The sequence below is a fragment of the Propionivibrio sp. genome, from assembly GCF_017995515.1.
In the GTDB taxonomy this organism is placed as follows: domain Bacteria; phylum Pseudomonadota; class Gammaproteobacteria; order Burkholderiales; family Rhodocyclaceae; genus Propionivibrio.
Genome location: NZ_JAGOIT010000042.1, coordinates 17,796 through 30,125 on the forward strand (window position 1 = coordinate 17,796; position 12,330 = coordinate 30,125).

A 12,330-nucleotide genomic window follows, 5' to 3' on the forward strand; every position below is an offset into this window, starting at 1 on the left:
CATTCAAACCAGAAATCCGCATACCATGGCCACGCACATCACCGGTTGCATCCTGACACCCGACGGCTGGATTCGCGGCACGCTCGACTTCGCCGAACGCATCAGCGCCATCGACGGCACGCGCATTCCGGCGCCCGGCGCAGGCGAAGCGCTGGTGCTGCCAGGCTTCATCGACCTGCACGTGCACGGCGGCGGCGGCGCCGACGTGATGGACGGTAACGGCGCGATCGACACGGTGGCGCGCATTCACGCCCGCCATGGCACGACCTCCCTGCTCGCCACGACGATGACCGCCCCGCGCGAAGACATCGAGAAGGCGCTGGCCGACGTCGGCCGCGCGATGCGCGAGCGCCCCGCCAACAGCGCCCGCGTCCTCGGCGTCCATCTCGAAGGCCCGTTCATCAACCCGGGCCGACTGGGCGCGCAGCCGAACGCAGTACGCTCCGGCTCGATCGAGGAATTGAGCACGCTGCATGAACTGGCAAGGATTCGCGTGCTGACGCTGGCGCCCGAAATCGCCGGCCATCTCGACTTCATCCGCGAGTTGAAAATCGCCGGCATCATTTCGCAGATCGGCCACAGCAATGGCAGCTACGAAGAAGGCGTCGCCGCGCTCGACGCCGGCGTCGGCGGCTTCACGCACCTGTTCAACGCGATGAGCGAATTCCACCACCGCAAGCCGGGCATGGTCGGCGCGGCGCTGGCGCACGCCGAATACGCCGAGCTGATCCCCGACCTGCTGCACGTCCACCCCGGTGCCATCCGCGCGGCCCGGCGCGCCATCCCCAAGCTGTACTGCGTGACCGATTCGACCTCGGGTGCCGGCATGCCTGACGGCCGCTACCACCTCGGCTCGCAGACGGTGACCAAGTGCCTGGGCGGCGTGCGCCTGGCCGACGGCACGCTGGCCGGCAGCGTTCTGACCATGGACCAGGCGTTCCGCAACCTCGTCTCGATCGGCGTCCCGGCGCACGAAGCCGCGCGCCACGTCTCGACCCACCCGGCCGACTACCTCGGCGAACACGAGCGCGGCCGCCTGCAGCCCGGCGCCTTCGCCGACATCGTCGTCATGTCGCCGGAACTTCAACTCACACACGTCTTCGTCGAAGGCGACGCGATCGCGCTCGCCCACGACTGACCGAACCGGAGAACCCCATGGAAATCATCATTCAGCCGACCGCCGCAGCCGCCACCGCTGTCGCCGCGCGCGTCATCGCCCGCCTGCTCAACGAAAAGCCGAACGCCGTCATCGGACTGGCCACCGGCAGCACGCCGCTCCTCCTCTACCGCGCGCTGATCGACATGAAGCTCGACTGGCGCCGCGTGACGACCTTCAACCTCGACGAGTATATCGGTCTGCCGAAGGAGCATCCGCAGTCGTACTACAGCTTCATGTGGGAAAACCTGTTCCGGCACACCAACATTGCGCCCGAGAACGTGCACATTCCCGACGGCAACGCCAAGGACATTCCCGGCTTCTGCGCCGCCTACGAGCAGCGCATCCGTGACGCCGGCGGCATCGACCTGCAGGTGCTCGGCATCGGCACCGACGGCCACATCGGCTTCAACGAGCCGACCTCGTCACTGGCATCGCGCACGCGCATCAAGACGCTGACGCCGCAGACGCGCCAGGACAACGCGCGCTTCTTCGCCAGCCTCGACGAAGTGCCGACGCACTGCATCACGATGGGCATCGGCACGATCATGGAAGCACGCCACAACCTGATGCTCGCCTTCGGCGCGAACAAGGCGCACGCCATCGCCGAAGCCGTCGAAGGGCCGATCACCGCGATCAACCCGGCGTCGATCCTGCAGATGCACCCCGATGCCAAGTTCTGCCTGGACACGGACGCCGCCGCCGAACTCCAGCGCGTCGACTACTACCGCTGGGTGTATGACAACAAGCCGGAGTGGCAGCATTTGTGAGCGATACGGTGCAATGCCCTTCGGTTATTGCACCCTACAAAACCCACCGAGGCCGTAGGGTGCAATAAGCAACGCGCATTGCACCGCCCCGCACCCTAAACGATCCGCTTCCCGTGCAGCTCACGAATGCCGGTGTAATCAGCCACCCGCCCCCGGTTCTCGGGCAGCAGCCGGCCGGCGGCGATGATCCCGATGCGTCGCCCCGGCATCTCTTGCATCGCCTTCAGCGTCTCGCGCCCTTCCCACGCCGTCGGGCAGCCGCCGGAAGTGAGCACGCGCGAAATTCCTTCGATTGCGTTCAGGTACGCAAATGACGCCAGGACGTCATTCGAATAATCGATCGCCTTGTGGAAAGTAACGTCGAGCGGCAACGCGGCGCGTGCCAGACGCTTGGTGTTTTCAACGTCGATTTCACCCGCGCGCGTCAGCAAGCCGAAGACGACGCCGGCAACACCACTGCGCTTGCAGAAGGCGATCTCGCCCTCCATTTGCGTAACTTCGTCGTCCGAATAGACGAAATCGCCGCCGCGCGGGCGGATCATCGCCATGATCGGGATCGACAGCTCGCGTCGACACCGGCCGATCAGCTCGCGCGATGGCGTCAGGCCATCCTGGTCAAGCGCGGAACACAGCTCGATGCGATGCGCGCCGCGCTTTTCGGCGGCGAGCGCGTCGGCAAGGGACTCGACGCAGGCTTCGTAAATGAACGATCGGGCTGGATGGGCGGAAGGCATGGCGTTCCTCGGCGCGTTGTGATGCACGTAATATACCCGCCTGCCGACCGCGCCGGTTCCTGCTATTTTCTGCCGCGCACGGGCCGGACCTTGACGCCGGTCAGCATCGCATGCACGAGGTTGGTGCGTTCGATTCGCCCCATGACAATCGCAGCGACTGCGTGCAGACCGGCCAGTGCGATCAGCGTCGAAGCCAGCGCCCCGTGCAATTCCTGCACCCAGTCCTCGCCCCAGTACGCGTCGGTGCCTTGCATGTAGCCGGTGACGCCGAGCGCCAGCACGAGGCCTATCAACGCGAACATCATCAGCGCGGCGACGGGGTTGTGGCCGGGATAATCGTCGTGCGTTCCGGAACGGACGTTCCGCAGGTGTTGCCCGATCTTCGCCGGCGTCGGGAAGAAATCCGCAAAGCGCGCGTAACGCGAGCCGACGAAGCCCCAGACGATACGAGCGCTAACCAGCGCGGTGGCCAGGTAGCCCAGCCAGCGGTGAGGCGTCTCACCTTCCTCCAGAACGAAGAAGTTGAGCAGGATGCAGATCACGAGCGCCCAGTGAAATACACGCACGAAGCGGTCCCACACGTGAACTCTTTCGAAGGTCGTCGTTTGATTCATCTCAGGGTTCCTGTTCAGCACTGATCAAAACAACGATCGCGGACCGGGGAGGAGAGCCCGGCCCGCGATCATGTCGCGTCTTCGAACGGCCTTATTCGGACTTCGCGCCGACCGATGCACCGGTTTCGGGATTGAACCAGGCTTCAACCTTCTTGCCGTCCTTGGTGCCGTAGATTTCGTAGCACTTGCCGCTGTTGACCTTGAACTTCTTGATCTTGTAGCCCTCGGCTTCTGCCTTGGCCTTGAAATCGGCTTCCTTCATCCACTTTTCCTTCGGCACGTCGCACGACGGCTCGGCAAAGGCCGCTGAAGCGCCGAACGAAAGAGCGGTCGTGGCAAGGATGGTGGCGATGATCCTGTTCATACTGGCTTCCTTATGAAGTTGAGGGCACCCCGCCTGAAGCGGGTGTGGGACTTCATTGGAAACGATGCGTCTTAAACCAGCCTTAAGGCGACGGTACGATGTGCTTTTTGGCGCAATGTGACCGGAGGGAACGTAGGGCGCAATAACCGAAGGGCATTGCGCCGCCGGCATTGCGCCAGACCCCCCCACTCCCGCTACTTCTTCTCCTTCAACTTCATGATGCCCAGCGCGTCCATGACGATCTTCTCGTAGATCGTCTCGGTGGTTCCCTGCTTCATCTTGCGCATGAAGTATTTCTCGTAGGCGATTTTCGCCAGATGTACCCACTTGCCTTGCGAGAACCAGTTGACGTTGCGCGGCGGGATCTGCGGCAACGCGACGAAGGCGGCGCCCGAGTCGCCGAAGTCGGCGAGGCAGACGGCGTTCCACGTCGCGCGCTCCTGCGGCTCGCGGCCGGCGAGCACGTCGGCGATGTTGTGCGCCGCGGCGGTCACCATCGATTCGATCATGTAGCCGGTCTTGGGCGTGCCGGTCGGGACCGGAGTCACCTCGACCGGCGGAATGGCGACGCAGACGCCGACGGCGAAGATGTTCCGGTACTTCGGGTTGCGCTGATGCGGGTCGATCAGGATGAAGCCGCGCGGGTTGGTCAGTCCCTCGATGCCGAACACCGCGTCGACGCCCTTGAAGGCCGGCAGCAGCATCGAGTACCTGAACGGCAGCTCGTGCTCCTTCTTCGGCTTGCCGTCCTCGTCGTGCTCGGTGACGAACATCTTGCCGGCCTCGACCCGGGTGACCTTGGCGTTGCAGATCCACTTGATGTGCTTCTCGCGCAGGATCGACTCCATCATGCCCTTCGAATCGCCGACGCCGCCGAGGCCGAGGTGGCCGATGTAGGGCTCGGCGGTGACGAAGGTCATCGGCACGCGGTCGCGGATCTTGCGCCGGCGCAGATCGGTTTCCATCGTCATCGCGAACTCGTAGGCCGGGCCGAAGCACGACGCACCCTGCACGGCGCCGACGACGATCGGGCCCGGGTCTTCGACGAAGTGCGCCCACTCGCCCTGCGCGTGCATTGCGTGGTCGATGTGGCAGACCGACTGCGTGTGCCCGTGCGGGCCAAGCCCTTCGATCTCGTCGAAGGCCAGCTTGGGGCCGGTGGCGATGATCAGGAAGTCGTAGTCAAGGCGGCGCCCGTCGTCGAGTTCGAGCACGTTCTCGTCCGGGCGCACGCGCTTCACGCCCGTACCGATGAACTCGATCTTGCGCCTCGTCAAAAGCGGCTCGATCTCCAGCTCGACTTCGTCGCGCTTGCGCCAGTTGACGGCGACCCACGGATTCGACGGCACGAAATGGAATTTCGGCGTGTTCGAGACGACCGTGACGACGTCCGCCTTGCCGGCCTTCGCCCGCATCTCGTAGGCCATTGCCATGCCGCCGATACCCGCGCCCATGATGACTATGTGTGCCATTGATCCCTCCTGGATGATCGACTCGCAAAACAGGACTTGAGACGATGAATCGCCGGGGAGACCCCCGCCCCGGCCGTTCATCGGGATTCGATTCCGGCATCGGCGCAAACATAAGCACCAAGCCATATTCCGAACAGTTTCAGAATATACTTATATTCAAACCCGGGCAACGCTGAACCCACTATAGACGATGAAATACCGCAGTCACGCGCCGGCGCTGCGATCCTTGCGAAGCTCTCGCAAGCGACGATAAAGCGTCCGTTCGCTCAGACCGAGCTTTCCGGCCAACTCGCGCAGGGGCCCGCGGTGTTCGGCGAGCGCGTCGGCGAGAGAAAGCGAAGTTGCCGCCGCACGACGCTCGGAGACGGGACTTTCCGCGATGGGGAGGTCGGCAAGATGCTCGACGTCGATGCGATTGCCGTCGCACATCAGGCTCGCGCGTTCGAGGATATTGCGCAGCTCGCGCACATTGCCGCGGTACGGCTGCGTTGCCAGATACGCCAGCGTCGCAGGCGCGAGTTCGAGTCCGCGCCCGGGGGCGACCCGCGCGAGCAGCGACTCGGCGAGCAGCGGCACGTCCGGGAGGCGCTCGCGCAGGGGCGGCACGCGGATGGGGAAAATATTGAGCCGGTAGTAGAGGTCGGCGCGGAACGTTCCGGCATCGACCATCGCCGACAGCGGGCGATGTGTCGCCGAGACAATGCGCACGTCGGCGCGCCGGATTTCGGTCGTCCCGATACGGCGATAGGTGCCGGTCTCCAGCAGGCGCAGCAGCTTGACCTGCATCGTCGGTGGAATCTCGCCGACTTCGTCGAGGAAGAGCGTTCCGCCGCTCGCCGCCTCGACCAGCCCCGGCTTGCGCGCGACGGCGCCGGTGAAGGCGCCGCGTTCATGGCCGAACAGCTCGCTCTCGAACAGCGTCTCCGGAATGCCCGAACAATCGACGGCGATGAAAGGCGCCGCGGCCCGCCGGCTGGCCTGGTGCAGCGCGTTGGCGACGAGTTCCTTGCCGGTTCCCGATTCGCCCTCGAGCAGCACGACCGCATCCGACGGCGCCACGCGAGCGACGAGCGCGAGCATGCGCTGGAACACCGGCGCGCGCCCGACCAGCCCCTGACCGGACGGCAGCCCCTTCGCCTGGTTCATGCCGACCATCTTCTCGACGAAATAGGCGATCTCGCCGCTCGCGTCGCGGATCGGCGTCAGCTCGATATCGACGTATTCCTCGCCGCGCGGCGTGTGGTGCAGGTGAAGCACGCGTTCGCGCTTGCCCGACTGCAGGCTCTGGCGCAGCGGGCACGTCTCGCCGGCCTGATCGCACGGCACCGGGTAATGGTGCGACACCTCGTAGCAGCAACGCCCGACGACGCTGTCCGCACCGGCGCGCTGCCGATACGTGGCGTTGGCGGCAAGGATGCGGTACTGGCGGTCGAAGACGACGTAGGGCTCGCTCGACGCGTCGAGCAGGGACAGGAGTTCGGTGAGCGGATGAGCGGGGGTTTTCATGATTTTGTTCTCCTTGATGCCGATACTGCCAGTTGACTGCCACTCATGCCAACCATTAACTGCCAAAGGCCACAACTGGCAGCCACCGGGCCAACGGCGAAACGCCAACTCCTTGTTTTTACGGCAGATGCAGCATCCTTCCCTAGCTGGCCCGAATCTTGTTTAGAGATTCCTCTTTCCCATCGATTGATCCATCCGCGATGAACGACAGCCACCTCGCCCGCAAACTGTTCTGGATCGTGCTGTTCAAGCTCGCCGTCCTGTTCGCCCTGTGGTGGGTCTTCTTCCGCGGGCAGACGGTAGCCGTCGACCCGGCGGCGTTCGTCGGCACGGCGCAACAAACCAGACAAGGAGAAGCCCCGCATGGTCAGTGAATCCCTGGTCGATCTATCCCGGCTGCAGTTTGCGGCCACGGCGATGTACCACTTCCTGTTCGTCCCGCTCACGCTGGGCATGACCTGGATGCTGGTCATCATGGAGAGCGTCTATGTGATGACCGGCAAGGAGGTCTACAAGGACATGACGCGCTTCTGGGGCAAGCTCTTCGGCATCAACTTCGCGCTCGGCGTCACCACCGGCATCACGCTCGAGTTCCAGTTCGGCACCAACTGGGCGTACTACTCGCACTACGTCGGCGACATCTTCGGCGCGCCGCTCGCCATCGAGGGCTTGATGGCCTTCTTCCTCGAATCGACCTTCATCGGCCTCTTCTTCTTCGGCTGGGATCGGTTGTCGCGCCAGCGCCACCTGCTCGTCACGCTGCTCATGGCGATCGGCACCAACCTCTCGGCGCTGTGGATCCTGATCGCCAACGGCTGGATGCAGAACCCGGTCGGCGCCGAGTTCAACTACGTCACCATGCGCATGGAGATGACCGATTTCTGGGCCGTCGTCTTCAACCCGGACGCACAGGCGAAATTCGTGCATACGGTCTCGGCCGGCTACGTCACCGGCGCCATGTTCGTGCTTTCGATCTCGGCCTGGTATCTGCTTCGCCGCAAGGACGTCGAGTTCGCCAAGCGCAGCTTCCGCATCGCCGCCGCCTTCGGGCTGGCGTCGATCGCCTCGGTCATCGTGCTCGGCGACGAGTCGGGCTACATGGTCGGAGAGGCCCAGCAGACGAAGATGGCTGCCATCGAGGCGATGTGGGAAACCGAGCCCGCCCCCGCCGGCCTCAACCTGATCGCCCTGCCCAACGAAGCCGGGATGAGGAACGACTTCGAGATCAAGCTGCCGTGGATCATGGGCCTGATCGGCACGCGCAGCGTCAGCAAGCAGATCCCCGGCATCGTCGAGATCAAGGAAAAGAACCGCGAGCGCATCATCAGCGGCATCGAGGCCGTGCAACGACTCGAAGCGCTGCGCAAGAATCCGGCCGACGCCGAACTCAAGGCGCGCTTTGCAGAGCGCAAGGACGACCTCGGCTTCGGCCTGCTGCTCAAGAAGTATACGAAGGACGTTTCGGCGGCGACGCCCGAGATGATCGAGAAAGCGGTCAACGATACGGTGCCGCGCGTCAGCCCGCTCTTCTGGTCGTTCCGCCTGATGGTCGGCCTCGGCTTCGCGATGCTTGCGCTGTTTGGGCTATCGACCTGGTACTCGGTGCAAGGCTCGTTCGGCGAGCGCCGCTGGCTCTTGCGCGCCGCCGTGTGGTCGCTGCCGATGCCCTGGCTCGCCTGCGAACTCGGCTGGTTCGTCGCCGAATACGGCCGGCAGCCGTGGACGATCTACGGCGTGCTGCCGACGCATCTCTCGGTCTCGACGCTCACCGTCGGTTCGCTCTACGGCTCGATCGCCGGCTTCGTCGGCTTCTACACGATCCTGCTCATCGTCGAGCTGTACCTGATGGTCAAGTTTGCGCGGCAAGGGCCGGGCAGCCTCGGCACCGGTCGCTATGCCAACGAATCGGCGCACGCCTGACCCCGGCCTACCGACAGAACAAGGAGTATTCAATGGTCGACTACGAAACGCTGAAAATCATCTGGTGGCTGCTCGTCGGCGTGCTGCTCGTCGGCTTCGCCATCATGGATGGGCACGACATGGGCGTCGGCACGCTGCTGCCCTTCGTCGGGCGCAGCGACACCGAACGGCGCGTCATCATCAACACCGTCGGTCCGCACTGGGACGGCAACCAGGTGTGGTTCATCACCGGCGGCGGCGCCATCTTCGCCGCCTGGCCGCTCGTTTATGCAACCGCGTTCTCGGGCTTCTACTGGGCGATGCTCGCCGTGCTCTGGGCGCTCTTCTTCCGGCCGGTCGGCTTCGACTACCGCAGCAAGATCCACGACGCGCGCTGGCGTTCGACGTGGGACTGGGGCCTGTTCGTCGGCGGCGCCGTGCCGCCGCTGATCTTCGGCGTCGCCTTCGGCAACCTGCTGCAGGGCGTGCCCTTCCACTTCGACGAATACCTCGTCTCGTACTACACCGGCTCGTTCTGGGGATTGCTCAACCCGTTCGCGCTCGTCTGCGGCGTCGTCTCCACGGCGATGATCACCTTCCACGGCGCCAACTACCTCGCGCACCGGACCGAAGGCGTCATCCAGCAGCGCGCGATCGCTGCTTCGACGCTCTTCGGTCTCCTGTTCATCGCGAGTTTTTCGGTCGCCGGCGTCTGGCTGTACTTCGGCATCGACGGCTACGTCATCACCTCCGCCGTTGATGGCGGCGCGCTCGCCAATCCGCTTGCCAAGTCGGTCAGTCGCGAAGCCGGCGCCTGGCTCGCCAACTATGCGCACGCACCGGCGACCATCGCGCTGCCGCTCGTCGCCTATCTCGGCGCCCTGGCCGGAATAGTCCTCGCGCGCGGCAAGCACACGCTCACCGCCTTCGTCGCCTCGGCGCTCTGCCTGACCGGTGTGATCGGCACCGCTGGCGCGTCGATGTTCCCCTTCGTCATGCCGTCGTCGAGCGACCTGAATTCGAGCCTCACCGTCTGGGACAGCGTTTCGAGCCACCTCACCCTGTCGATCATGTTCTGGGCGACGCTGATCTTCATGCCGCTGATCATCTTCTACACGAGCTGGGCCTATAGCGTCATGGCCGGCAAGGTGACGGCCGGCTATGTCAAAGAGAACGAGCATTCCGCGTATTGACCCACGTCTGCCAAGGTTAGTGAAAGTGACATACAGCGCCCTACTACCGTTCACCCTGAGAGGTTGTATATAAATGCCGAAACACCCACCACAGAGATGCCACGCAGGAAATCCCCTTGGGGGACACAGAGACGCTGAGTCGTGAGCGTATCGAACGATCGAAGGGCGGGATGCGAAACGGTGCGCCTGTTCATGGTTCGACGTGCTCACCACGAACGGAAACCCGCATATCGGGCACTTCTACATAGGAGAAATCATCATGTGGTACTTCACCTGGATTCTGGGCGTCGGCTTTGCCGTCCTGCTCGCCATCCTCAACGCCATGTGGGGTGAAAACGAGGAAGCGCGCCGCCTCGCCGTGGCCCCCGCCAAGAAACCCGAACCGGGCAAGCGCAATGGCCATCGCAAGCCCGGATAAGCCGGCCGAGACGGCGTCCGAGCCCGGCGCCTCGCTGCTGCCGCTGATCATCGCCATCGCGCTGACCTTGCTGCTCACGATCTACCCGCCGATCCTCACGACGCCGGCAGGCCAGGCCGACCACGCGGCGGCGACGCTGGCCCTGTGGGCGATGAGCGCCGGCTTCATCCGCGGCGTCGGCTTTGTGCCGCGGAACCGCCTGTTGCGCATCGTGTTTTCGACGGCCGCCTGCCTGGTTTGTCTTGCGGCTTCGGCGGCGATGATCGCGAACCACAGGATCGTTCCATGATCTTCCGCCAGCTCTTCAACCCGGCCGATTCGGCGATGACCTACCTGATCGGCGACCCGGCCTCGGGCGAGGCGGTCGTCATCGACCCGCTCAAGTACCAGGCGACGCTGATCCGGGCGCTGCTCGCCGAACACCACCTGCGCCTCAAGTACGTCCTGCGCACGCACGTCCACGCGCCGAACCGGGTCGATTGCGGCGACCTGTGCCCGCACACCGGCGCGCACTTCGTCATCGGCCGGCACAACGACCCCACGCTGGCCGGGGACCGCGTCGCCGATGGTGACGTGCTGCGCTTTGGCGACGAGTCGATCGCCGTCATCGAGACACCGGGGCACACGCCGGGCTGCGTCACCTACCATTGGCGCGACCGCATCTTCTGCGGCGACGTACTCGAACTCGGCGGCTGCGGCCAGGCCGTCGACGAGACCGACGCCGGCCTGATGTACGACAGCGTGCGCAAACGCATCTACAGCCTGCCCGGCGAGACGCTGGTCTTCCCCGGCCACGACTACGCCGGCCGCACCGTTTCGACCGTCGCCGAGGAACGCCAGCGCAACGCCGCCTTCACCGGTCTCGCGCGCGATCGCTTCATCGAGCACATGGCGCACCTGGAGAAGCGGCCTGTGCTCGCGCCCGACACCGACCCGCCCGATCAAGCACCCGTTATCTGATTCAGCGCCTCACTTCCAGAAAGGAAACCCCATGTCCCAAGCCATGAAAATTCTCGTCATCGGTGGCGTCGCCGCCGGTGCTTCCTGCGCCGCGCGCGCCCGCCGTCTTTGCGAAACGGCCGAGATCACCGTGCTCGAACGCGGCCCCGACGTCTCGTTCGCCAACTGCGGCCTGCCCTACCACGTCGGCGGCGAGATTCCGACGCGCGATGTCCTCGCCGTGCAGACGCCGGCTACGCTCAAGGGCCTGCTCAACCTCGATGTGCGCACACGCTGCGAAGCCGTGCGCATCGACCGTGCCGGCAAGCGCGTCGAAGCGAAGAACCTCGTCGACGGCAGCAGCGAATGGCTCAGCTACGACAAGCTGATGCTCTCGCCCGGCGCGGCGCCGATCCGCCCACCGATCCCCGGCATCGACGATGCACGCGTCTTCACGCTGCGCTCGCTCGAGGACATGGACCGCGTCATTGCCGCCACCGAAGCGGGCATGCGCGCGGTCGCCATCGGCGCCGGTTTCATCGGCCTGGAAATGGCCGAGCAGCTGCAGCGCAAGGGCTTGTCGGTGGAGCTCGTCGAACTGCAGAAGCAGGTCCTGCCGCAACTCGACGCCAAGATGACGATGTTGCTCGAGAGCGAACTGCGCCACCACGAGATCGGCGTCACGCTCGGCGACGGCATCGAGTGCTTCGTTCCCACGCCGGACGCGCTCGAATGCCACCTCAAATCGGGCAAGGTGCTCAAGGCCGATTTCGTCGTCCTGTCGATGGGCGTCAAGCCGGACACGCAGATCGCGCGCGATGCCGGCCTCACGCTCGGGCCGCGCGGGCACATCGTCGTCGATCACTTCCAGCGCACGTCCGATCCGGACATCTACGCCGCTGGCGACGCCGTGGAAACCGCCGAGCTCGTCTTCGGCGATCGCATCGCGCTGCCGATGGGCGGCCCGGCCAACCGCCAAGGGCGCATCGCAGCCGACCACATGCTGAGACCAGGCGCGGCACAGCCCTACCCCGGCTCGCTCGGCACCGCCATCGTGCGCGTCTTCGACGTCGCCGCCGGCGTTACCGGCTGGACCGAGAAGCGCATGCGCGAAGCGAACAAGCCGTGCGCGTCGGTGATCGTCAACGACCACCAGCACGCCACCTACTTCCCCGGCGCCAGGCCGCTAACGCTGAAGCTCGTCTGGGATACGCGCGACGGACGCGTCGTCGGCGCGCAGGCGACCGGCAGTGAAGGCATCGACA

14 protein-coding genes are annotated in these 12,330 nt (G+C 64.9%); 9 read left to right on the forward strand and 5 right to left on the reverse strand.

The window, feature by feature from the left end; genetic code table 11:
- Positions 1 to 25 precede the first annotated feature (25 nt).
- Entirely contained in the window at positions 26 to 1,138 is a 1,113-nt protein-coding gene (gene nagA, locus KBA32_RS08780) for an N-acetylglucosamine-6-phosphate deacetylase (protein WP_294357604.1), read from the forward strand.
- 17 nt (positions 1,139 to 1,155) lie between these two features.
- Positions 1,156 to 1,926 carry a glucosamine-6-phosphate deaminase gene (nagB, locus tag KBA32_RS08785; protein ID WP_294357607.1) on the forward strand — a complete coding sequence of 257 codons (771 nt, stop codon included), beginning with the start codon at positions 1,156 to 1,158 and terminating at the stop codon, positions 1,924 to 1,926.
- Positions 1,927 to 2,021: 95 nt separating this feature from the next.
- Here the strand turns inward: nagB and KBA32_RS08790 are convergent, their stop codons facing one another.
- From KBA32_RS08790 to KBA32_RS08810, 5 genes are all read right to left on the reverse strand, one after another.
- Positions 2,022 to 2,660 carry a copper homeostasis protein CutC gene (locus KBA32_RS08790; protein WP_294357609.1) on the reverse strand — a complete coding sequence of 213 codons (639 nt, stop codon included), beginning with the start codon at positions 2,658 to 2,660 and terminating at the stop codon, positions 2,022 to 2,024.
- Between the two features lie 62 nt (positions 2,661 to 2,722).
- The gene (locus tag KBA32_RS08795) at positions 2,723 to 3,274 is read right to left on the reverse strand and encodes a cytochrome b/b6 domain-containing protein (RefSeq protein WP_294357612.1); all 552 of its coding nucleotides are present in this window, start codon (positions 3,272 to 3,274) and stop codon (positions 2,723 to 2,725) included.
- A gap of 91 nt (positions 3,275 to 3,365) precedes the next feature.
- Positions 3,366 to 3,638 (reverse strand): PepSY domain-containing protein, encoded by a 273-nt coding sequence (locus KBA32_RS08800; RefSeq protein ID WP_294357615.1) that lies wholly within the window; start codon positions 3,636 to 3,638, stop codon positions 3,366 to 3,368.
- A 194-nt stretch (positions 3,639 to 3,832) separates the two neighbouring features.
- Positions 3,833 to 5,110, reverse strand: a complete 1,278-nt coding sequence (locus KBA32_RS08805; RefSeq protein WP_294357616.1) for an FAD/NAD(P)-binding oxidoreductase — start codon at positions 5,108 to 5,110, stop codon at positions 3,833 to 3,835.
- 204 nt (positions 5,111 to 5,314) lie between these two features.
- The gene (locus KBA32_RS08810; protein ID WP_294357618.1) at positions 5,315 to 6,616 is read right to left on the reverse strand and encodes a sigma-54-dependent Fis family transcriptional regulator; all 1,302 of its coding nucleotides are present in this window, start codon (positions 6,614 to 6,616) and stop codon (positions 5,315 to 5,317) included.
- A 200-nt stretch (positions 6,617 to 6,816) separates the two neighbouring features.
- Between KBA32_RS08810 and cydP the strand changes: the two genes are divergently transcribed.
- From cydP to KBA32_RS08845, 7 genes are all read left to right on the forward strand, one after another.
- Entirely contained in the window at positions 6,817 to 6,990 is a 174-nt protein-coding gene (gene cydP, locus KBA32_RS08815; RefSeq protein ID WP_294357619.1) for a cytochrome oxidase putative small subunit CydP, read from the forward strand.
- Positions 6,980 to 8,536, forward strand: coding sequence for a cytochrome ubiquinol oxidase subunit I (locus tag KBA32_RS08820; RefSeq protein ID WP_294357622.1), 1,557 nt, complete (start codon positions 6,980 to 6,982; stop codon positions 8,534 to 8,536). Before cydP ends, KBA32_RS08820 begins: the two co-directional genes overlap by 11 nt.
- 32 nt (positions 8,537 to 8,568) lie before the next feature.
- Positions 8,569 to 9,708, forward strand: a complete 1,140-nt coding sequence (gene cydB, locus KBA32_RS08825; RefSeq protein ID WP_294357626.1) for a cytochrome d ubiquinol oxidase subunit II — start codon at positions 8,569 to 8,571, stop codon at positions 9,706 to 9,708.
- 202 nt (positions 9,709 to 9,910) lie between these two features.
- On the forward strand, positions 9,911 to 10,126 hold the full coding sequence (gene cydX / locus KBA32_RS17105; protein ID WP_367113765.1) for a cytochrome bd-I oxidase subunit CydX: 216 nt from the start codon (positions 9,911 to 9,913) through the stop codon (positions 10,124 to 10,126).
- Positions 10,104 to 10,415 carry a cyd operon YbgE family protein gene (locus KBA32_RS08835; RefSeq protein WP_294357629.1) on the forward strand — a complete coding sequence of 104 codons (312 nt, stop codon included), beginning with the start codon at positions 10,104 to 10,106 and terminating at the stop codon, positions 10,413 to 10,415. The genes cydX and KBA32_RS08835 overlap by 23 nt, the downstream gene beginning before the upstream one ends.
- Positions 10,412 to 11,086, forward strand: a complete 675-nt coding sequence (locus KBA32_RS08840) for an MBL fold metallo-hydrolase (protein WP_294357632.1) — start codon at positions 10,412 to 10,414, stop codon at positions 11,084 to 11,086. Before KBA32_RS08835 ends, KBA32_RS08840 begins: the two co-directional genes overlap by 4 nt.
- Positions 11,087 to 11,117: 31 nt before the next feature.
- A partial coding sequence (locus KBA32_RS08845; RefSeq protein WP_294357635.1) for an FAD-dependent oxidoreductase occupies positions 11,118 to 12,330 on the forward strand: 1,213 nt, incomplete at its 3' end.

Coding starts and splice junctions, on each gene's coding strand:
- KBA32_RS08805 (WP_294357616.1), bottom strand. CDS start 5,110: ATGGCACACATAGTCATCATGGGCGCGGGTATCGGCGGCATGGCAATG.
- KBA32_RS08840 (WP_294357632.1), top strand. CDS start 10,412: ATGATCTTCCGCCAGCTCTTCAACCCGGCCGATTCGGCGATGACCTAC.
- KBA32_RS08820 (WP_294357622.1), top strand. CDS start 6,980: ATGGTCAGTGAATCCCTGGTCGATCTATCCCGGCTGCAGTTTGCGGCC.
- KBA32_RS08800 (WP_294357615.1), bottom strand. CDS start 3,638: ATGAACAGGATCATCGCCACCATCCTTGCCACGACCGCTCTTTCGTTC.
- KBA32_RS08790 (WP_294357609.1), bottom strand. CDS start 2,660: ATGCCTTCCGCCCATCCAGCCCGATCGTTCATTTACGAAGCCTGCGTC.
- cydB (WP_294357626.1), top strand. CDS start 8,569: ATGGTCGACTACGAAACGCTGAAAATCATCTGGTGGCTGCTCGTCGGC.
- nagA (WP_294357604.1), top strand. CDS start 26: ATGGCCACGCACATCACCGGTTGCATCCTGACACCCGACGGCTGGATT.
- KBA32_RS08835 (WP_294357629.1), top strand. CDS start 10,104: ATGGCCATCGCAAGCCCGGATAAGCCGGCCGAGACGGCGTCCGAGCCC.
- KBA32_RS08795 (WP_294357612.1), bottom strand. CDS start 3,274: ATGAATCAAACGACGACCTTCGAAAGAGTTCACGTGTGGGACCGCTTC.
- nagB (WP_294357607.1), top strand. CDS start 1,156: ATGGAAATCATCATTCAGCCGACCGCCGCAGCCGCCACCGCTGTCGCC.
- cydP (WP_294357619.1), top strand. CDS start 6,817: ATGAACGACAGCCACCTCGCCCGCAAACTGTTCTGGATCGTGCTGTTC.
- KBA32_RS08810 (WP_294357618.1), bottom strand. CDS start 6,616: ATGAAAACCCCCGCTCATCCGCTCACCGAACTCCTGTCCCTGCTCGAC.